This window comes from Mesorhizobium ciceri biovar biserrulae WSM1271 (genome assembly GCF_000185905.1).
Classification (GTDB): Bacteria; Pseudomonadota; Alphaproteobacteria; order Rhizobiales; family Rhizobiaceae; genus Mesorhizobium; species Mesorhizobium ciceri.
In genome coordinates, this window is record NC_014923.1 from 5534870 (window position 1) to 5556176 (window position 21307).

A 21307-nucleotide genomic window follows, 5' to 3' on the forward strand; every position below is an offset into this window, starting at 1 on the left:
GCCGCGGACGATCCGGGGGCGGTTCATCCAGGGAGCGGCCCGGACGATTCAGGGTGCAGCCTGTCCGCAGAGCGCGTCATTCAGGTGAATGATGGCAAGGTTCGGTGTGCATCGTAGGCTGCGGCAATCCCCGATATTTGCCTCCCTCGGAAGCGCGAACCGATGGCACTGAGCGACCTTCTGAGACCCAAGATGGTTCCCGCGGCCGACACAGCCATCATCGCTGTTCGGCCGAGCACGATCGGTTCGATCATTCGTGCAGCTGGTGAAGTGTCGGCGATGGCAATTGTCGGCCAACTCACCCTTCTTGCTGCGATTCCGGTCTTGGCGCGGCTCTATTCGCCTGCGGATTTCGGCATCTTTACGATTTATCTGTCGATTGTGAACATACTCGCCGGGGTCGCAGCATTGCGCTTCGAGGCGTCACTCTATGGGGTTAAGGGGAGCGCCCAGGCCTATGTGACGGTCAAGCTTATCCTTTTGGCTGTGTTCGTGACCACCGTCCTGGCCTTTTCGGCCGGACAGATGCTGTCGAACCTTGCTCCCAACCGCCTCGGCTCGCTTGCCTGGCTCATTCCGATCGGAATGGGAGGCGCAGGTCTGGTCGAAGCCATGAACTGCTGGAGCCTGCGTGCTGGGCTTTTGCGCGACTTTGCCCTTGGGCGGCTGATCCTGCCGGCGAGCATGGCTGCACTGCAATTGGTTTTCGGCATTGCCAACCTTGGCGGCGAAGCGATGATCCATGCCCATATTTTGAGCCAGTTCGTCTTTATCGGGTATATCGGTTATCGGGTGACGAGCTGGGAGGATTTGCGCGGCATCGCCCGGGCACCCTGGCGTGCGGTGTTCGAAAAGGCCCGGCGGGAATACAAATTTCCTCTGTTCGATATCCCCGCAACACTCGCGAGCATAGCGATCAACAATCTTCCGGCAGTTCTTGTCGGTGGGCTGTTCGGCACCGCATTTGCCGGATATTTGGGCGTAGCAACGCGCCTGGTTACCGGTCCAGTGACGCTGATCGCTTCACCGCTCAGCAATGTTTTTGTCGCCGAAGCAAACCAGAACAACAATCGTGGACACCTGCTTGGTGTGGCACGCGGGCTTCTCCTGCTGGCTGCCGGCTTTACCGCGGTGCCGATATTGCTGCTTGGACTCGCCGCGCCCTATGTGGTCGTTCCGCTCCTGGGCGAGCCTTGGATGCCCACTGCGGAAATCATGACCGCACTGGCGCTGATGGGCGCGGCACAAGCGTTGTCGACTCCGCTTAGCGACGTTCCCGCTCTGCTACGGCGGCAAGGAACAAGACTGGTCATCGACCTCGCACGAGCAGTTCTCGTGTTTGGCCCGCTGCTCGCCGGCGCCCAGGCGGGCTGGCAGCCAGTCACCGTCATCTATTTCATGGCCGCCGGCGGCGCGTCGGGTTTCGCTCTGAAAATGGCAGCATCGCTGTATTTGTTGACCCACGACCCTCAACCAGCAGGCGCTGCAACGTGCATCCAACATGAATGTCTCGAGGAAAAAACACCATGAATTCGTCGTCGGTTGACAATCTTCAAGCGGCAGTTGCGGTCACCCAGCATGATCGTGCCAATGTCTCATGGTCACGCCCTTTTATCTCTGTCGGGATACCAACCTTTCGCCGGCCCGATACGATCCGCAGAGCGATCGACAGCGTCCTGGGCCAGGATTACTCCGATTGGGAGTTGGTCGTGAGCGACGACGAGGGACCGGAGGGCGAGACCTGGGCTATCGTGATTGACTATGCACGAAGCGAACCTCGCATCCGCATCATCGAGAACAGCCGAGGTCGCGGTCAGGTGGAGAACACCAACAACGCCATGCTGGCTTGCTCTGGACGATGGATCAAGTTGCTGCACGACGATGACTGGCTTGCGCCAGGTGCACTCAGGACATTCGCCGAAGTTGCCAAACAGCACCCCTCGGTTGCCTTCATGACGTCTGCCGCAAACATAATCGAGGACAAGCGAGTGAGATTTCGCCAAGTCCCCAAGGAGCAGGAAGCGATCTCGCTTTATTCCAGCCAGCAGTGCCTGATGGACCTCTATCTGGTGCGCGCGACACGCTGCCTGGGGATCATTCCATCCACATTGCTGATCAACAGCGACGTCATTCGTGCCGGCTGCTTGATGCGCACGCACAAAGAGATTCCGGCCGGAGTGGATCAACTGTTCTTCGTCGATCTAGCCAGCCATGGGGACATGGTGGCGATAAGCGATCCGCTTACCTTTTATGATGCAACGAGCCATCCAAGCATTACCACGTCAAAGAGTTTCCGCGAGGTCGACGAAGTGACTCTCGCCGTCAAGCAGCTTAACTGGAATCTCATCAAAGACCGCAACCATCTCCCGCCTCCCGAGACATTGCTGCGGGCGCTGCGGGTTGCTCGTATTCCCATGCGGTTCCACCAGCAGTCCTGGTTGACTACGTTCCTGGATGGGATTCAGATCTTCCGGCCTTCCGTCATGAAGGTGGCGGGCTGGCACGTGCTTAATCACGTGTTTGCAATCCGCCCAAGATTGGGCCGGGTGCGCACGCGACGGCGGTAAGGTGAGGCTGGCCGACAAGCACATCAGCGACAGATTGCGCGCACAAGCCTGTTGTGCGCGCGCATGGTAAAGGCGTTTGCCTCACGGCAAAACGCATATGCGCCCAAGAAGAGCTACCAGTTCCGCCTGTCGCCGTGTTTCGGTCTTGGCGAACAGCGACGCCAGCTGCGACCTTATCGTGGTCCGGCTCAAGCGCCGCTTGCGGGCTATTTCCAAAGGGGCATCGCCCTGCGCCAAGCGCAGTGCGAGCTGCGTTTCGGCACTCGTCAGACCAAACATTCTTTGCAGCGTCTGGGGATTTGGCCCGGACCTGTTTTCACGATCCAGCAGCGCCACGATGCTTGTCGCGTCAGGCGTTGCTATGCCCTTCTCGTTCAATATCAGGGGCCTGTCGCCCATGCCTCGGATCACCACCCATGAAAGCGTGCCAGGAGAAAAATTGCCCGGCACGTTTGCGATCAGCCGTCTCAGCGCAGCAAATACCTTGCTGGCCGTATCGGCTGCCTCGCCTTCGCGCTCCAAGGTGTTTTGAGCGGCTGAATTCCACTCCATGACCTTCCTGTCGCTGTTCAGGATCAGGTAGCCACAACCGATGCGATCAAGCATTCTCACAACAGATGCAAGGCTGCTCTGCCGTGGCTCGACAGCAACGCTGTCGAACCGTTGTGGTGCTTGATGCCAAGCGGAAGCATGCTCACCTTGCGTTCTCAAGGCGGAGACAGGCTTTCCCCCGAAACTTCCATATTGGCGACCAAGAATTCCATCATCTTGCCTACCAACCAGTGCCATTTTCTTACCTCCCGCAAAACGGCAACGCCTCCCAGTCAAAAGGAAGTGCCTTAAACATGTCAGTCAGGTCGCTTGGAGAGTAGCGGTCCGATCCGCCCCCGACATCGGACAAAATGCGCGCTACAATCCCGGGGAACAATCCTGCGGTCGGACTAGTCTGTACGCTTTTCGGTCTAATCTCGACGGACTAGTCAGAAGGTTATAGTCTGGCACATGCGTTTGCATTCGCTCAGTTTGCATCCGAACAGCTCAGGCAAGTTGCTGACCCGCCTTGCCTCGATGTCGCTCCTGATAGCGACACTTGCAGTCGAGACAGCGCTGCCGACCTCTATGGCATACGACATCGGCTTTTTTGAGTTTGTTCCCGCCATTATTGCCATCTCATATCTCGAAGATCGCATGATCGCTCTTGCGGCAACATTTGTGATGGTTGCCGTCGGCTTGTTGACGCGGGATGTCCTGCACCATCCAATGCATGTCGGCCTATGGGTTCAAGCCATTCTGCTGCTGGTTGCAGGGGGGATGATCGCCCTGACTTTCCACCGGCAGAGGCAGGACTACCGCACCCTTTTGCAGGTTGCGGAGGCTAGACTCGCGGCCTTGGAAGCAACCGAAAACAGGTATCGCTGGGCATTCGAACGTGCCGCCATTGGCTTTGCCAACATGAGTGAGAACGGAGAGTTGCAACGGTCCAACAAGCGTCTTTGTGAGATGACAGGGTATGTCGAGGAGGAGCTTTCAAGTCTGCCGCTCAGCGCACTGGTCCACCCCGACGACAACCACACCTTGGCGGAAGCGTTGACTCGCCTGAAAGACACGACTTCGTTCGGCTCGGAGATCCGTCTCCTGAGAAGAGACGGCACGATTTTGTGGACAAGATTGGCCCTGTCTTTGGCCGTGCCAGCCGATGCTCTCCCTCAAAGCATTTTTGTAGTGGTGGACGACATATCGGGAGAGCGAACCGCCCGCGAGGCACTCCGGGCTCAGAAGGAATGGTTGGACCTGGCGCTATCGTCAAGCCGGTTGGGAACATGGCGCATAGATTTCGAGAGCGGGTCCGTGAAGGGCTCAGCCGCGTTCTGGGAAATGATGGGACTGGTACCCGCGCCGAGCCGTCCATTGCAGGAATTGACTGCGGTCGTTCACCCGGCCGACTTGCCTAATCTGATGGCCCCGGGAGAGCTTGCATCAGGTGCCGACTATGACGCTGAGATCCGCATCAGGCGAACTGGCGGGCATATCCGCTGGATTGCTCTTCGGGGACGGGACGAATTGCGCGACGGTCGTGCACAGCGAATAGGAGTCGCCGCGGATCTCACCGATCGGCGCATAACCATTCTGCTGCGGGCTGCGGCGAAGAAGCGAGAGCGGGCCATGCTTGAACAGCGCCATAGGCTCAACAATCTGTTTCCGGTGATCACGGCGCTTGTGAATATGGTTGGTGCCCCCGACAATGATATCGCTAGCTATAAGCAGACACTGATCGAAAAGATCGGCGCACTCCAGGCGACGCATCTGCTTCTTTCACGCGATGGCAGCCTGTCGGCTTCCCTGCGTGACCTCATCGTTCAGGAGTTGCAGCCCTATATGGGGACGCATGACATTTCGATCAGTGGACCCGAAATAAAAATGGCTGAGGGTTCGGCTGAGAGCTTCGCAATGATCGTTCACGAGCTTACGACCAATTCCGTGAAGCATGGGGCTCTCGGCACTCCGGCAGGACGGATCGAGGTCGTGTGGCAATTCGTGGCCCAGGAGCCCGGCGCCGACATAGTGTTTGAATGGTCGGAATCGGGAGAGCGCCGGGTCTCCACCTCGGCTCGGCGTGGTTTTGGGTCGTTGATTATCGGAGCCGGCGGTGAGCCTATCGTGGGCCACTCTTCCAAGCTTGAGATGCTGGATCACGGACTGAAATATTCGGTCCGGCTGCCGCCAAAAGCAATCGGCGCTAGTTGATGTCCCTGGCGGCCCATGTCTTCAGCAAAACCGCGGCTTCCGTCCGGTTTCGTGCCCCAAGTTCGCGCAGGACGGCAGCAGCATGAATCTTCGTCGTCGCTTCTGCAATTTCAAGAGAGCGGGCAATCTCTTTGTTCGAGTAACCTTCAGCCATCAACCTGAGGACTTCCTTCTGTCTGGACGTAAGCCTGCCCAGATTGTTGACGCTGATGGTCCTGTGGGGCATTTGCGTGGGAGCCTCGGATGGAAGGCGCACCGACTCCTTGGACCTTTGTGAAAGAAGTGCCGGAACGTAAATGCGGCCAGCCAGGATTTCGTTCACCGCCAGGACCACCTCCTCGTCCGTTTGGGACTTTACGATATAGCCATGAAGTCCAATCGAGAGGGCAGTTAGAATCTCGGCGCGTGAATCGGTCCCTGAGACAATTGCAAACCGTGTGTCGGGATGAGCCGGTAAGACGTCGCGAAGGTCGTCCTGACCGGACAGTCCCGGCATGTTCAGGTCGATGATGGCGAGATCAACAGGCGCCTGATCTTCAAGCAAGCTTATGACGGTATCAAAACACGCCGCTTCGAATATTTCCAAGTCTGGAATGCCGGCCATCAAAGCCAGTCGCAGCCCACGACGATACAAGCCGTGATCATCGGCGATGATAATACGATACATGAACCACCCACCTTTTGGCAGCCCGCATGTGTCCCTAGCTGCCGAAACCTCCCTTTGGATGGACTGTACGGTGACCCAACACAGATCAGCCGCCCGCTGATCCCCCGTATGTCGACGCTCGCCGCCGCCCATCGGCACATTTCAACCTTCTAATATAGCTTACAATCGCACACATTTCAGGGCCAGATGTTGAAGTGTTTTTTTCGTACGAACGGTAGCGATGCCCTTCCGAGAAGGTCGTTGCCGGCGCCGGACATGTGAACAGTTCCCAGCTCTGATCGCCCTGCCGCGCCCATGCGCTGCCAACGGGAATATTGAATCAAAAGGCCGGGAAAGTGCCATTCAAATGCACGACGACGCCTTCTCAAGCGCCACTTACCATCGCTGCACTCCGGAGAGGCAAAACCAACACTGGCGTACCTTCCGGCCGGGTGGGTTGGACCCATCACACCGCGACAGTCGTATCAATAGGAGGACGAGATGAAAGCGGTCATTCAGTGCGGTGGAATGGGAACACGCCTTCGGCCTTTCACATCCATATTGCCCAAGCCTCTCATGCCGATCGGTGCTCGACCGGTTCTTGAATTGCTTTTGAAGTGGCTGCGGCGGAACGGCATTCAGGAAGTCTACGTCACGACCGGCTATCTGGGGCACTTGATCCGCACCGTATGCGGGGACGGATCCCAGTGGAATCTAAGGATACGCTACACCCAGGAACTGGAACCTCTCGGCACCATTGGCCCGCTCTCCCTGATCAGGGAGGAACTGGACGAGCCGTTCATTGTTCTCAATGGGGACGTACTTACCGATCTCAGTCTCAGCCGGTTTGTGGCATCACACCGCACACACACGGATCCAGTCACCATAGCCACCGCATCCCGCGTCATCAAGATGGACTTCGGCGTCATCGACGAGGTCGACAACACCGTTCAAGTATTTCGTGAAAAGCCGACGCTATCCCATCTGGTAAGTATGGGAATATATTGTATGAATCCAGACGTTTTTCGTTTTATACCTGACGGCATCGCCTTCGGATTCGACGATCTCATGCTGCAGATGATGCAAAACGGCACGAATGTGCACGTCTACAAACATGACGGGCTTTGGCTGGATATCGGACGCGTTGAAGATTTTCAAAACGCACAGACCATTGCCTGGGAAGAGCAGTCCGCATCGATCGAGGTCTCGGCAGCGGCCGCTTGAGGGCTGAACGCTCGACCACGCCAACATGAGGAGGTCGTAATGCTCTTGGTCAGCGCTCCTATTCTTGGCTTTCCGGAAAAGGCGGCCTTGGCCAAAGTTGTCGACAGTGGCTGGCTGACGATGGGGGATCAGGTACGAGCCTTTGAAGAGGCCTTCGCGGCCGTGCATGATGCGGTCGATTGCGTTGCCGTCAGCTCTTGCACCGCCGCCCTGCATCTCATTCTCCATGCACTTGGGATCGGTCCCGGAGACGAAGTTCTGGTTCCCTCGCTGACCTTCGTGGCGACCGCGAATGCAGTGCTCTACGTAGGAGCAACACCGGTATTCGTCGACATAGAGTCGGCCGAAGTGCCACTGATGTCCCTAAGCGACGCGGAAGCCAAGTGCACCGGACGCACCAAGGCCGTCATTCTCGTCCACTTTGCCGGCTACCTCGCCGACCGGGAAGAATGGCAGAGATTTGCCCGTGTGCGAGGACTGCATATCGTCGAGGATGCCGCGCATGCTCCCGGCCTTAAGGAGGTGGGGACTTACGGTGCGGCCGCGGCCTTTAGCTTCTACGGCAACAAGAACATGACCACCGCGGAAGGTGGGGCCGTAATCGCCCGGGATGCACAGCTCCGTGAAGCGATCCGCCAGGCTCGCGGACATGGGATGACCAGCGGCACACATCAGCGGCTGAACAGCCGCACGCCGCAATACGATGTGACGATGCTCGGGTTCAATTACCGCATGGATGAATTGCGCGCCGCTATTGGCTTGGTCCAGCTTCAGAACCTGCAGGAATGGAATGAAATCCGGCGCATATTGGTCGTCCTCTATCGACGTCTGATCGCAGACTATTGCTCGGCTGTGACAGTTCCGTTCTGCAAACCGCGGACCTCGGCCTATCACATCATGCCTGTCCTCCTGCCACATGACGTCGACCGGCAAACGGTGATCGACCATCTGCGAACGAAGGGAATACAGACCACAATCCACTATACGCCCGTGCACCAGATGACGCTCTATCGCCAAATGTTCACTGAAATCCATCTGCCGAAGACCGAGGATTTCGCGCAGCGGGAGTTGACGATTCCACTACACCCGCAAATTACGGCAAGTGCGATCGAGTCGGTGGTTGTTGCGTTGGCCACCGCGATTGAAAGCAGCGGGCGCGCGGGAGCCGCGGCATGAACGCACTCGACGTGACGATGCATCGGCCCGCCGTAGCTGGCACCAGCCACGGAATTGCCAGGCGCGCGATGGATATCATCCTCGCCGCAGCAGCGGGAATGGCACTCGCTCCGCTGATGCTACTGATTGCTGTTGCACTCTTTGTCGAGGGTGGTTGGCCCGTGCTTTTCGCACAGACGCGCCTGGGTGCCGGCGCAAAACCGTTTCGCATGTACAAGTTCCGCAAATTCAAGACAACAGCCGATCCTTTCGGCCTTGCGCTGACCATGAACGATGACAGCCGGATGACGCGGATAGGCCGTTTTCTCGCGGCAACGAAACTTGATGAGTTGCCGCAACTGTGGAACGTTTTTACGGGAGACATGGCAATTGTCGGCCCGCGGCCGGAAAGCCTTGCCTTCGCCGATTGTTTCCGCGGCGGCAATGAAGCCGTCCTGCAGTGGAAGCCCGGCCTGCTCGGCCCGACCCAGGTTCTCTTCCGTCACGAAGCCTGTTTTTACCCGCCCTCCCTTGATCCGCTCCTGTTTTATCGAGAGGTCCTGTTCCCGGCCAAGGCAACGATCGACCTCGCCTACTATCCGCGGCGCACGATTGCATCGGACCTCGTCTGGATAATGCGAGGCTTCAGGGCGGTTTTCGGCGTGTCCCTGCCTCCCGCGGCGAGTGGGTAGAGTTGGAAGGTGAGGAGAGTTTGGCATGAATGGATTGTTGTTCGTTCGCCAGTTTGACAGCTCACACGATCAAAGGAGTGCGCAGTCGTGAGCTATCGCGGCAGGAAGGTCCTGGTCACGGGTGCGGATGGATTTATCGGATCCCACCTCACGGAAGCGCTGGTGCACGAAGGCGCCGATGTAACGGCACTGGCCCTCTACAACTCGTTCGACAGCCATGGCTGGCTGGACGATTTACCCGACCACGTTCGAGGCCAGCTGCAATGCATTCGCGGGGATGTTCGTGACAGCGCGTTCATCAACCGGATCGTGCGCGGCCAGGCGGCGGTGTTTCACCTGGCTGCGCTGATTGCGATTCCCTACTCCTACGCGGCTGCCCAATCCTATGTGGAAACCAATGTGCTGGGCACCGTGAATGTCCTCGAAGCGGCACGCCACTGGGAAACCGAACGCATTGTGCATACGTCCACGAGCGAGGTTTATGGCACCGCTCTGACCATGCCGATCGACGAATCCCACCCACTGCAGGGACAGTCCCCCTACTCTGCGTCCAAGATCGGCGCAGACATGATGGCGGCGTCCTATGCCAGGTCCTTCGATGTGCCGGTGGTCATCCTGCGACCGTTCAATACATACGGGCCGCGCCAGAGCGAGCGCGCCATCGTGCCGACCATCATAAGGCAGGCTCTGGACGAGAACTGTCCGGCGATCATGGTCGGCGACACCAGCCCTATCCGCGACCTTACCTTTGTGGAGGACACTGCGGCGGCATTTGTGGCGGCAGGGGCGGCCGAGCTTGAATTTGGCCATGCCTACAATGCAGGCAGCCAGCGCGCCGTCAGTGTCTCGGACGTTTTGGAGTTGGTGCTCGAGTTGAGTGGCACCAGGAAACCAGTTCGTCGAGATGAAAGCCGGATGCGGCCGCAAAACTCCGAGGTTCGCGCGTTGCTCGCCGATTCCTCGAACCTTGAAAGTAAAGTCGGATGGCGGGCACATACGAGCTTGCGTGATGGTCTGGAAAAGACCATCGAGTGGTGGCGCTCGCGCCTCAGCGAAGGCCGCGTCCGACGCGAAATGAGCTACATGACATGACCTTTCCGCGGCTCATACCAGCTTTGCTGTTGATGGCCGCTCTGCTGGCGCTGCACACAGCCGGAAACCGGCCGAGCGGTGCGGCAGGCACGGAGCCGGCAATGGATCTGCCCGCTTATCTGAAACCTGCAACTGATCCGGCGACAGGGATCCGCTTTACTCGGATCACCCAGCCCGGAGCGCTTGGCAGCGGAATTGTCTGCGGCAAAATATATTGCAGTCATCGCTACTCGAGCGCGCAAGCCTGGAATGCGGATCAGAGCCTCCTCGTCCTCATGAACGGCTGCAACGGCATGTGTTTCCTCGACGGGAAAACCTACCTCCCTTTGTTTCATCGCAACAAGTCGGGTGAGTGCGAATGGCGCCCTCGAAACGCGGAGATGATGATCTGTGTCGATGGTCAAAAGATTTCGATCTGGGCGCCCCGCACCAATCGTGAGGACATAGTGTATTCCGCAACGAAATATCGGGATCTCGAATTCGGCCCGTCCAAGGGAAATCCTAGTCGTGACGGCAACCGCATTGCCGTACGCGCGACCCGCAATGATGGAGCTGCTGTCGTTTTCGCATACGACATCGACCGGCGTCTGAAATACCCGGACATCGATCTCGCCCAGGTTGCCGGAACGACCAGTTCCTGCACCATTTCTCCGCTCGGAGAGAACATCCTGTGTTTCCAAAATCTGGTCGACGGCACCGAACAGCGAGCCATTTTCGCAGTCGACGGCACCCTGCGCCAAATGTGGAAGGATCATCATCGGCCCGGCCATGGCGATTTGACTCTCGATGCGGATGGCAGCGAAATTTACGTCGGAACCAGCAAATCCGCTCCGGACAAATATCAGGTGATCAAGCGACGGCTGTCCGATGGAAAGGTCACGTCGCTCACGAAGTACGGTGAGGCCGAGCATACGTCGCTGCGTGCTTTGGACAGGCCCGAATGGGCATTTATAAGTTACGGGGGCAATCCCGATGAGGTTCGGAGCCACCCGGACTGGGCGCCATACACGCGCGAAGTTATCGCGCTGCGTGTCGACGGTCGTCAGGAGGTCCGACGCATCGTGCAGACGCGAAACGCTCCGTTCGACTATTGGAGCGAGACACATGCCTCACCGTCCCCTGATGGGTCGCAAGTGATCTGGTCGAGCAATTGGGGGGTGCCTGGTGGGCCGGTCTACGAATTCGTCGCCCATCTCGATTGGCCGCAGCAGCCGGGCCTGAATTAAAGGGAGATTGCCATCGATGGCCTTCGTTAGCCGAATTCTCTTTGCAGCCCTTGCCGGCTGCCTGGCCCTGGATATCGCAGCCGCGGCTGAAGCGCCGGTGGCCTATAAGCTGTCGCCCGGCGATACGGTGGAGATAGGAATAGCCTCCATAGCGGAGCGAACGCAACGCGCGATCGTGCAAATGGATGGCTCGATCGCGCTGCCCGAGTTCGGGATGATCCCGGTTGGCGGGCTGACGCCGGCCGAATTGCAGACGCGCATGGAGGCGGTGCTGCCAACCAAGATAGTCCATCAGCGCCTGCCTGATGGACGGGAGCAAATGATCGTCATCAAGCCGAGCGACGTCACGGCCGTGATCGCGGAGTACCGTCCGATCTATGTGACTGGCGATGTGCTGACACCAGGGCAGCAGACTTACCGGCCACTCATGACTGTCCGACAGGCAATTGCCGTCGCCGGCGGTTTTAGTCTCCTGCGGTCTCGGGCAAGCCAAAGCGGACCTGATCCCGTTGATCTGCGACGCGACTACGAGTCGATCTGGGGGGACTACATCAGAGACTACTTTCATGGCGCGCGCATCCGCGCCGAACTTCAGAACCAGGCAGAATTTGACATGCAACCGCCGCAAGGCTCGCCCCTGTCGAATGCATTGATATCGGCGGTCGCGCAGGCGGAAGCGGAGGGCCTCAAGATTTCGCTGAACAATTTTCAGCAGGAGCAAAGCTATCTCGACAAGACCGCCAAGGATGCCGAGGCTCAGGTCGAGGTTCTGCTCAAGCGCGAGCAGACGGAAGCGGCCGCGGTGAAACAGGATGAAGACGATCTTGCGCGGGTCACCAAATCGTTCGAATCGGGCAACCTGACCAACAGCAGGCTCGCCGACGTCAGACGTGCCGTGCTGATGTCGTCGAGCCGGGCGCTCGAGACCTCGGTCGAACTGATGAGAACGCGGCGCCAGCAGGAAGACTCCGTCAGGCAGCAGGAACGCAATGAAAATCAAAGAAGGATCGGCCTTCTGAACGAATTGAGGGACACCGACCTTCGCCTCGCCGAGACCACTGCAAGGCTCCACGCAGCCAGCCAGAAGCTTCAGCCATCAGGGGCGTCCGCGCTTCCACTGCCCGTCGCCGGCGAAACCTTTCAGGCGCGGATCACAATAACCGGCGGGGCCGGCGACGCGTCGAGAGGTCGACCGGTCGACCAGGACACCGAGGTTGCGCCTGGAGACACCATCGAGGTGAGGTTCAGCAGCGAACTGCAGAGCGCGGCGATCCAGTAGTTGCGCGGACGTGAACCGAGCCGGGAACGACGTTGCTGATGGCTCGCCCACGGCATGAAGACCGGGCGCCTGAGAAATCAACATGGGGAAATCAAGAAAGCGGGTTTGCCGTGATTGGTGAAATAGATGTCGCCAGCGCCTACAGCACCGGCCGCACCGACTTCATGGGGCTGAAGTTGGTTGTCGCGCCCGGCGTGCTCGTCCCTCGCCCGGAGACGGAACTGCTCGGCAGCACCGCCCTCAATGTCCTTCGTGAACTTAACAGGCCGGTACCGCGTGTCGTGGACATGTGCTGCGGGGCGGGCAATCTCGCCTGCGCCATTGGATACAAGGTCCCCACCGCGCGCGTCTGGGCGAGCGATCTCACTGACAGCTGCGTCGAAACCACCTGCCGGAACGTTGCCCATCTTGGCCTGGCCGGACGCATTTCGGTGCTACAGGGCGACCTCTTCAATTCCTTCTCGGGTCTGGAACTCGAAGGTACGATCGATCTGGTCGTCTGCAACCCGCCTTACATCTCGGAGAAGCGGCTCGAAAACGACCGCGCGCATCTGATGGAACTTGAACCCCGTGAGGCGTTCGCTGCCGGGCCTTACGGCCTGAGCATTCATATGCGGGTGATCAAGGAGGCGCAGCACTACCTGCGGCAAGGTGGCATGCTGCTTTTCGAGGTCGGGCTTGGCCAGGACCGGCAGGTCATGAGTTTGGTTGAGCGTTCCAAAGCCTATGAGAGCATTCGCACGGTTGCGAACAAAGCCGGTGAAGCCAGGGTGGTTTGTGCACGGGCCAAAGCGTCAGCGTGAGCCGCGCCATGGGTTTGCGCGCTCGGTTGGGACGACGCCCTCAAGCGGTAGCCCGGCGATCAGTTTTCCTTGCTGACCACGTAACGTGCAATTCCCTGGATGGAATCGAAATTCTCCGGCAGAAGTTCACTGTCCTCGACAGTGATGCCGAATGTCTCCTCGACGAATCCGATAACTTCAAGCACTCCAGTCGAGTCTATGATGCCCTGATCGAGCAACGACGTTTCAACTTCCAGCGCACGCGGGTCGGCTACGTAGAAGTTTGACGCCAGAAAGGCGCGGATTTGATCGCTGTAGGTGTCAATTCTGTTGTTCGTGCTCAGCATTGAATTGGCCTCCGATCCAAATAATTTCCGTAAATTGCTTTATGACAGCGCCATTTTCTTGAGCTTGCCCGTGTCCGTCATCGGCAGACTGGACACAATTTGGATGGACTTCGGAATCATGAAGTTTTCCAATCGCTTCTGACATTCCATCCGCAGCTGCTTTTCGCCCATGATCGTTCCTTGCTCCATGACGACAAACGCTTTCACTGCTTGCCCCAGCAGGTCGTCAGGTACTCCGACAACCGCGGCTTCCCGTACTCCCGGGATTTCCATCAGCACGTTTTCGACTTCCCTAGGCGCCACCTTTTCTCCCCGCGATTTTATGATCTCATCGCTGCGGCCGACAAAATAGAGGTAGCCTTCCTCGTCCATTCGGCAGTAGTCGCCGGTGTACAGAACCTGCTCGCCGGGCAAAGGACCTGGCTTGAGCTTCTTCGCGGTAGCCTCCGGCTTACCCCAGTAGCCCTTCATGACCGTTGCCCCGCGGATGACCAACTGGCCGACGACATTGGGACCAACCCTTCGGTCATCCTCATCGACAATCCACATTTCGGTGTTCGGGATGGCGATCCCCACGCTCAACGGTTTTCGGGCAAGATCGTCCGGCGGAAGATAGGTGCAGCGTTTGCATTCGGTCAGGCCGTACATCGAATAGATGCGGGCGGCGGCAAACAGTTCCTGGAGCAGGCGAATGTGCTTAAGCGGCAGGGCTGCCGCCGTGTTCGTGACATACCTTATGCTTGCAAAATCATTTGCCTTCAGCGTCCTGAGATCCGACAGCGCGGCAAAGATGGTCGGCACGCCGGGAAAGCCTGTAACTCTCTCCCTTTCGATGATCGCAAGTATCTGTGCGGGGAAGGCAAACGAGCGCTCGAGGACCAACCGCGCCCCGGTACGGAATGCCATTATCATCTGATAGAGGCCGTAGTCGAAGGCCAGGGGCAAGACATTGAGGATCACGTCGTCTTCGCCAAGCTCAAGGTACGAGGCGATAGACGTGCAGGCTGCCATCATGTTCCTGTGTGTCAGCATCACGCCTTTGGGTTCGCCGGTCGAGCCCGACGTGTAGATGATGGCTGCGAGATCGATATCGATGCGGCGGCGGGCCGGCGCTTTGCCGTGGCCGGCAGCCGCCTCATCCCAGCGCACGGCATGTGGCAATCCCCGGAGCTCGGCGTCGTCCACCTGACCGGAGACGATGAGCCGCCGCAGCGACGGACAGTTACGCGCCGGCTCAGCAAAGACCGGCTGCAAATGTTTGTCGGTGATCAATGCTGCCGGAAGGCAATCGTTGAGCAAATACCCCAGCTTGTCGCTCTTGGTGAGCGGATTGACGACGCACACAACGGCGCTCGCCTTGAGAACCGCCCAGAAGCTGACCACGGTCTCGACGGTGTTGTCGGCGAAGATCATAACGCGGTCACCGGGAGCGACCCCGGACGTGACGAGATGACGGGCGACCGCGCTGGAGCGTGTCTCAAGCTCGTCATAGGTGAGCCGGTGCTCGCCGCACACCAGCGCTATCTTGCCACCGAGCCGCTCGGCCGAATGACTGAGGTAATCGTCCAGCAGAGGTACGGCGCCATGCATCATACCAGCACCTCTTCCCTGTGCAGGTGATCGACATCTATCCTGAGATCGACCGCATGCGCGCTCGATGGGCGGCTTGCGACAAACTGCTGATGGAGGAGCTGCGTCGACAGCACGCCGACCAACGCCATGTTGTCCGAGTTGGACAGATCCCCATCGCCGGTCTTGGCAGCGCATTTGTCCAGCAGGCGCGCGACCGAGTTCGGATCAAAGACATTCGCCGCGCGCAGGGCAGTCTCGGAGAGTGCTTCGCGGACATAGGCGGGTGCGCCATCGCCCGTGAAGCAAAGTGCGTTGGGCGCGCGGTAGGGTTGCTTCTTGCGGGCCACGACTTCCGCGGGCACGATCGATTTCGCCACACGCTTCAGCACGTGTTTCTCATCCAGAATGCGCAGCTTGTAGTCGGGCGGAAGCGAATTCGCCAACGCCACGAGCCTGTCGTCCAGGAACGGGAAGCGCCCCTCGACAGAATGGGCCATCAGCATCCTGTCACCCTGCGAGGAGAGCAGGTAGCCGGACATCAGTGTCCTGATCTCAAGATACTGGTCCTGCGCGAGAGGACCCCATCGTGGAAACTCTTCGGGCAGGCGGCCAAGCAGGTCCGCCACCACGTCGTGACGCGCCGCTTCGGCATGCATGCCGGCCGAGAACAGCCGTTTGATCGCGCTGGTGGTGCGCCAGCGGGTGTCATGCGCGAAGCCGGGCGCGCCAAATGCATGGATACCGAGTCCAAAGAACTGGCGCGCCATCGCCTGCTGCTTGACCGGCGACCGGCTTAGATAGGGGTAGAGGCGTTCCAGCAGTCGCGCGCGTCGGGCGGATGCGGGCTGCCGCCCCCAGAAACGGCGGACCTTGCCTTCACGGAACAGGTCGTAGCCGGCAAACATCTCGTCGGCGCCCTCGCCGGTCAGGACGACCTTGATGCCATGTTCGCGCACCAGCCTCGAGAGAAGGAACAACGGCGCCGGCGCGGTCCTGAGAATCGGACGCTCGGCGTGACGGATCACATCTGGGAAAACCTCGGCAATATCACCGCGCGAAACCATCACCTCGTGGTGCTCGCCGCCGCTCGCACTTGCAACCAGCCGCTGGTAACGGGTTTCATCATATTCGGCGTCAGCAAAACGCAACGAGAAGGTCTGGAATGGCGCGCCGGCGAAGCGCCTCCCGAGCATGGCGACAAGTGAGCTGTCGAGCCCGCCGGAAAGGTAGCAGCCAACCGGCACATCCGCCTTGACCATTCTAAGCGCCGTCGCGGCCTGCAAGGCGCTACGCACTTCGTCCACCGCATCGTCCAGTGAGCCGGTGAAGGTGCCATGGGCCTGGTCCGCGATCTCGGGATAGCAAGGTTTCCAGAAAGCGTGCTCACGAACGCTGCCATTGTCGTAGATGCGTACATGGCCGGGGGTAAGTTCCTTCACTCCCTGAAATACGCCTTGCGGCGGTACGACCGTCCACAGCGTGAAAGTCTGGTCTATCCCCGCCGGATCAAAGGCCCGCGGTATCGCCGGGTCGGCTGCGAAAATGGCCTTCACTTCGCTGGCGAAGTGAAGGCGGCCAGCATGTTCGCACAAATGCAGCGGGCAGATGCCGAACCGGTCGCGCGACAGGACGAGACGGCCTGTCAGCGAATCCCAGATGGCGAGTGCCCACTGCCCGTTTAGCCTCTCGAATGCGGCCACGCCCCAGGCGCGGTAGGCGTGCACGATGACCTCGGTATCGCTGCGGGTGCGGAAACGATGCCCCAGCGCCATGAGTTGTTCACGCAGCTCGACGTAGTTGAAGATCTCGCCGTTGAACACGATCCAGGTGGTATCGCCGGTGTCCGCGAGGGGCTGCTGTCCGGTCGAGAGATCGATGACCGACAGACGGGTATGCGCCAGCCCCGCCCGCCTGTCGCGGTAAACGCCGCTCTCATCCGGGCCTCGATGGGAGAGCGCGGCTGCCATTCGTAGAAGCGCGGCTCGTGAAGGAGGCTCCGCAGCCGCGTTCAGCGCCACAATTCCGGCGATGCCGCACATGGGTCAATCCCTGTCCATCGCAGCGGACAGCTGCGGCCGTGCGTGAAGGTAGCGGGCGGCGCGGCGTTTGCTGACGATATCCTTATAGACCTTCTCGACCTGCTCGGCCGTCAGGCCGGCGGCGGCGGCAACCACGCCGGCCGAAATTCCGTGATTCATGCCGTAGAGGCACAAATCCATCAGCTGATAGGGCAAGGCGAAGTAGAACTCCTCCTGGGTTTGCGCCATGGAAAACGTGTCCGTGGTCGGCGGCCTCGTTCGGACCTCCTCGTCAATCCCGAGATATTCCGCCAGCTGATAAACCTGGGTCTTGTAGAGATGGACGATCGGCATCACGTCGGCGACGCCGTCGCCCTGCTTGACGAAGAAGCCTTGGTCATATTCGAGCCGGTTTGGCGTGCCTGCCACTGCATAGTTGAGGCGGTCCGCATGATAGTATTCAGTCATCTTGCGAACCCGCTGCTTGTAGTTGGTTGCAGCGACGATCTGCAGGTAAGCCGCCGGCGAAAGACGCACGGTGTCGATCTTTCCGTCCGGATCCTCGACGGTGAGGCGCGTGATATTAAGGCCGCTGCTCTCCAGCACCGATGCCATGACCAGCTTGCATTTCCAGCCTTCGCCATATCCAGGGACGGCAGTTCGGATGGCCTCCGTCTGTCGGGCGTAGGCACCGATGCCCTCGAGCGCCGGCTGGATATCCTCAAGGATTGTGTCGATGCCAAGCTGCCCGGCGACGCTGCGGCCAAGCCTCAACGAGTCGCCGGATGAATCGCGCTCCGGCATGAACAGGCCCAGTACCTTGTCCCTGCCGAACGCGCGTGCGCAGACCGTTGCGACGACCGAACTGTCGATGCCTCCGGAGAGCCCGACAACCACTCCGCGGCGCCGTTGTGTGCCGAGAACCTGTTCGCGCAAGGTCTCGACGATGCGATCGATCTCCAGCCGGGCATCGAGCGCCAGCACATCGCTGCTGAATTCCCCGGTCAGGTCGATGACACTGCCTCCCGTTTCTGTGACTCGATTGAAGAGTAGGTCTCAGTCACAGCGTTTTCGATGAGCGGGCGATTGATGGTCAGATGGGGCTCCACGACCATGTCGATGTGAGTGCCGGCGATCGGAATGACGTCCAGATGGACGAATGCCCGATCCCACCCAAGTGCAAGCGGCATTCCGGGCCGCGCGCAACGGAACAAGGTGCCGGTGATCGGCAGTATCGGCCTGGGTTCTGTGAGCCACTGGAAGAAGGCGCGCGCGCGCAGAACTTCCTGCAGTTCCAGTTTGGTTCTGAAGCTCGTCGGGTTGAACTGACCCTCGGCATAGCGGTCGAGGAAGCTGGCAAGCCGGGATTCGCAGTGCATTTTGACCGCGACCTTGGCAAGCGCGCGGCATGCGACTCGACTAGCCGATATACGATTGGTTCGGATCCGGTGAAATGTCCGGGTAATCGTCTCCCAACGCTTGCTGCGTTCGCCAACCAGGCTGGTATCCAGAATGCCCGTGAACGCTACAGCTCGCCCTTGATCAAGCAGACGCGCGGCAACCTCAAAAGCGACCGCTCCTCCGAGCGAGTGACCAAGCAGGCGAACACAGCCGGTCGGCTGTACGCGGTTGATATGATCGATTGCAGCTTCGACCATTGCGGCGACGGTGTTCTGACCTCGCAGGATCATGCCCAGGGCCGGATATCTGATGGGAGACACCCTGGCGACCTTGCTTATCGCCGATGCGAACGAAGCAAGGCTCGGACCATAGCCGACCGACCCGGGGAAAAGGAAAAGCAGCGGAGGCTCGTGTTTCCAAGCGGGCGCGTGCTCGCCGCCTCCTTGAGCAGAAATGACCGCTGCAACCATCTCATCGAAGCTCATTCCAACCGTGAAGGCTTCCAATCCGAGCTCCTGCCCGATCGCGCTTTCGATTTCCATGACGCAGTGCAGCAGCTTCAGCGAATCTCCCCCCGCTTCATCCCAACAGCCCAGGGCGACCCGCGTCTTGAGGACCTTGGTCCAGGCACGCCGTACGATCTGATGAGCAGGAACTTCATGTCCCGCATGGGGTATTTGCGGTGGGGGCGTGGTTTCCCGAACCGAAAGGTCAATTGCAGCCAGCGTTGTCATATCGATCTTTCCGCCGGGCAGTCGCGGTATCTCGGCGCTTGCATGGAGTCGCAACGGGCAAAGCGCCGGCGGCAATTTTGTCCTGGCAAGTTGGCGCAGCTCGTCGCAAAAACTGGCTCCTGCTCCGCTGTGCGGTACGGCGAATGCAACCAGTTCATTCGCCGGGGTGACGATAACCACGGCATCCTTCACCGACGGCGCGCCACGCAGAACCCGTTCGAGTTCGGCCGGCTCAACGCGCCGCCCATTGACCTTTATCTGGCGCCCTTTGCGGCCTATGACCCGCAGCAGGCCGTCACTCCCGATTTGCACAAGATCGCCCGTCGCAAAGATGCGAAGCTTCTGGTCGTCGGGGTCTACTTCAAACGGAACAACGGCCCCGTTTTCCCAATGTCCAAGCGCGACATACGGGCTTCTGATCAACAGTTCTCCGATCTTGCCGGGCTGAACCGGGTAACCCTCTTCATCGACCACTGCGAAGCTGATTCCCGGAAGCAGCCAGCCGACGGGAGCCGAAGAATCGAATTCCGGCCAATCGTGCGGCAAGAACCACTGCGATCCCGTCGTTTCCGTCGATGAATACCCGATCTGCACCAGGCAATTTGGCGGGACAGCCTTGCGCACGAGGCGGATGTCGGCCGAAGATACCTTCTCGCCTCCAATTCGGGCAACTCTGAGCGAACCAAAGGCGTCCGCGGGTTCATCCGCCAAGAGAGCGCGAAGCAATGCCGGCACCAGATAGGTGATCGTCACGCCTTCGGATTGCATGCGGCCGCGAACCGCGCGCAGGCCGACGGCTTCAACCTCCACAAGCTGCAACGTGGCACCCGTGAGAAGAGCGGCAAGAATTTCCCGACAGCCGGCGATGGTTGCCGGGCCGGTCAGAGGCAGGAATACATCCTGTGCATTGATGTGGCACGCATCGACATATTGCTGCACTCGGCACAGCAAGTTCCGCTGGCTGTTGACAATCCCCTTGGGGCGGCCCGTGCTGCCGGAGGTATAAAGCACGATTGCCGGTGCATCGACAGAAACCACACGGTGTGCGGCTGGATGGGGCGTTGCCTGCAATGATTGCGCCATATCGATCCAGGCAACGTGCTGGGGCAGATCAAGGCCGTGGAGGCCTTTGTCGCCAATTATGGCGGAGAGCCTCGCGTCGGCGACGATTTCGTTGATGCGCGAGTCCGGATCTCGCACGTTAAGCGGCACTGACGGCCGACCGGATGCCATGCTGGCCAGCATCGCAACGGTGTACCAGACCGAGTTGGCCTGAAGTATTCCAACCGCATTTCCGTCGGGAACGACGGCTTCAATCCAGCCGGCCAATGCCTCGACCGCCCGAAAAAGCTCGAAATAGGTCAGTCGATTGGTGCCGTCGCTGGCGGCTAATTTTTCGGAATAACGCCCGGCGATCTCCCTCAGGTGATCAAAGACAGGAACGTCGGCGAAGCCAGTTCCCATCCGTTGATGCAGACGTAGAACAGGCCCGCCATGGTCAAGAGCATGATCGGGAGCTTTTAGCCATCGGCAAGGGACCACCGCTTGGTAGTCAGCCTGCACCGTTTGAATCGCCCTCGAAGATTCTAAATGCGCCAGAGACATAAGGGCCCCACGCTAGGATTGTTGCCGCTTATCGCTCCGCGGCATGATCTTTTCATCAATCATTCGGATGATGCGTGAGACGGTCTTAATCGCTTGAATTATTCGAAGATGAAGAGGCCAGCCTGCGCCCGCCCGGGCTGCGGGACTACCTTACCTTACAGAGGTGTCGGGCTGCGCGCTGCTATCCGCTTTGCCAGTGCTTGAAACGAAGCAGTATGCGAA

At 59.3% G+C, this 21307-nt stretch carries 17 protein-coding genes; 10 read left to right on the top strand and 7 right to left on the bottom strand.

The genetic code is table 11. From position 1 onward, the window contains the following. Nucleotides 1–162 precede the first annotated feature (162 nt). Both MESCI_RS26850 and MESCI_RS26855 read left to right on the top strand, forming a co-directional pair. Nucleotides 163–1530 (top strand): oligosaccharide flippase family protein, encoded by a 1368-nt coding sequence (locus tag MESCI_RS26850; protein WP_013533110.1) that lies wholly within the window; start codon nt 163–165, stop codon nt 1528–1530. Beyond that, the gene (locus tag MESCI_RS26855; protein WP_013533111.1) at nt 1527–2567 is read left to right on the top strand and encodes a glycosyltransferase family 2 protein; all 1041 of its coding nucleotides are present in this window, start codon (nt 1527–1529) and stop codon (nt 2565–2567) included. Before MESCI_RS26850 ends, MESCI_RS26855 begins: the two co-directional genes overlap by 4 nt. A gap of 81 nt (nt 2568–2648) precedes the next feature. On the opposite strand, the gene MESCI_RS26860 is transcribed toward MESCI_RS26855, so the two are convergent. Then, nucleotides 2649–3356 carry a helix-turn-helix transcriptional regulator gene (locus MESCI_RS26860; RefSeq protein ID WP_013533112.1) on the bottom strand — a complete coding sequence of 236 codons (708 nt, stop codon included), beginning with the start codon at nt 3354–3356 and terminating at the stop codon, nt 2649–2651. Between the two features lie 213 nt (nt 3357–3569). Between MESCI_RS26860 and MESCI_RS26865 the strand changes: the two genes are divergently transcribed. Further along, entirely contained in the window at nt 3570–5312 is a 1743-nt protein-coding gene (locus MESCI_RS26865) for a PAS domain-containing protein (RefSeq protein WP_013533113.1), read from the top strand. Here the strand turns inward: MESCI_RS26865 and MESCI_RS26870 are convergent. Further along, the gene (locus MESCI_RS26870; protein WP_013533114.1) at nt 5305–5979 is read right to left on the bottom strand and encodes a LuxR C-terminal-related transcriptional regulator; all 675 of its coding nucleotides are present in this window, start codon (nt 5977–5979) and stop codon (nt 5305–5307) included. The two genes, MESCI_RS26865 and MESCI_RS26870, sit on opposite strands and share 8 nt — an antisense overlap. A gap of 480 nt (nt 5980–6459) precedes the next feature. Between MESCI_RS26870 and MESCI_RS26875 the strand changes: the two genes are divergently transcribed. The 7 genes from MESCI_RS26875 (at nt 6460) to MESCI_RS26905 (ending at nt 13429) form a co-directional block, all read left to right on the top strand. Beyond that, nucleotides 6460–7182 carry a nucleotidyltransferase family protein gene (locus MESCI_RS26875; RefSeq protein ID WP_013533115.1) on the top strand — a complete coding sequence of 241 codons (723 nt, stop codon included), beginning with the start codon at nt 6460–6462 and terminating at the stop codon, nt 7180–7182. A gap of 39 nt (nt 7183–7221) precedes the next feature. Beyond that, entirely contained in the window at nt 7222–8358 is a 1137-nt protein-coding gene (locus MESCI_RS26880; protein ID WP_013533116.1) for a DegT/DnrJ/EryC1/StrS family aminotransferase, read from the top strand. Then, nucleotides 8355–9029, top strand: a complete 675-nt coding sequence (locus tag MESCI_RS26885; RefSeq protein WP_013533117.1) for a sugar transferase — start codon at nt 8355–8357, stop codon at nt 9027–9029. Before MESCI_RS26880 ends, MESCI_RS26885 begins: the two co-directional genes overlap by 4 nt. Nucleotides 9030–9116: 87 nt before the next feature. Beyond that, complete coding sequence (locus MESCI_RS26890; protein WP_013533118.1) at nt 9117–10121, top strand: SDR family NAD(P)-dependent oxidoreductase; 1005 nt, start codon at nt 9117–9119, stop codon at nt 10119–10121. Further along, a complete protein-coding gene (locus MESCI_RS26895; RefSeq protein WP_013533119.1) occupies nt 10118–11347 on the top strand; it encodes a hypothetical protein in 1230 nt (409 codons plus the stop codon). Before MESCI_RS26890 ends, MESCI_RS26895 begins: the two co-directional genes overlap by 4 nt. A gap of 16 nt (nt 11348–11363) precedes the next feature. Further along, nucleotides 11364–12626: a polysaccharide biosynthesis/export family protein gene (locus MESCI_RS26900; RefSeq protein ID WP_013533120.1), complete on the top strand. Its 1263-nt coding sequence runs from the start codon at nt 11364–11366 to the stop codon at nt 12624–12626. Nucleotides 12627–12736: 110 nt separating this feature from the next. Continuing rightward, entirely contained in the window at nt 12737–13429 is a 693-nt protein-coding gene (locus tag MESCI_RS26905) for a N5-glutamine methyltransferase family protein (RefSeq protein WP_164753432.1), read from the top strand. A 59-nt stretch (nt 13430–13488) separates the two neighbouring features. Here MESCI_RS26905 and MESCI_RS26910 read toward each other — a convergent pair whose 3' ends face one another. The 5 genes from MESCI_RS26910 to MESCI_RS26930 are packed head-to-tail and all read right to left on the bottom strand — an operon-like array spanning nt 13489 to nt 20944. Then, the gene (locus MESCI_RS26910) at nt 13489–13755 is read right to left on the bottom strand and encodes an acyl carrier protein (RefSeq protein ID WP_013533122.1); all 267 of its coding nucleotides are present in this window, start codon (nt 13753–13755) and stop codon (nt 13489–13491) included. Between the two features lie 39 nt (nt 13756–13794). Continuing rightward, a complete protein-coding gene (locus tag MESCI_RS26915; RefSeq protein WP_164919967.1) occupies nt 13795–15348 on the bottom strand; it encodes a class I adenylate-forming enzyme family protein in 1554 nt (517 codons plus the stop codon). Continuing rightward, nucleotides 15345–17366, bottom strand: a complete 2022-nt coding sequence (gene asnB, locus MESCI_RS26920) for an asparagine synthase (glutamine-hydrolyzing) (protein ID WP_013533124.1) — start codon at nt 17364–17366, stop codon at nt 15345–15347. The genes MESCI_RS26915 and asnB overlap by 4 nt, the downstream gene beginning before the upstream one ends. 3 nt (nt 17367–17369) lie before the next feature. Continuing rightward, nucleotides 17370–18353, bottom strand: coding sequence for an NAD(+) synthase (gene nadE / locus MESCI_RS26925; protein ID WP_164920078.1), 984 nt, complete (start codon nt 18351–18353; stop codon nt 17370–17372). Next, entirely contained in the window at nt 18350–20944 is a 2595-nt protein-coding gene (locus tag MESCI_RS26930; protein ID WP_013533126.1) for a non-ribosomal peptide synthetase, read from the bottom strand. The genes nadE and MESCI_RS26930 overlap by 4 nt, the downstream gene beginning before the upstream one ends. Between the last annotated feature and the right edge of the window lie 363 nt (nt 20945–21307).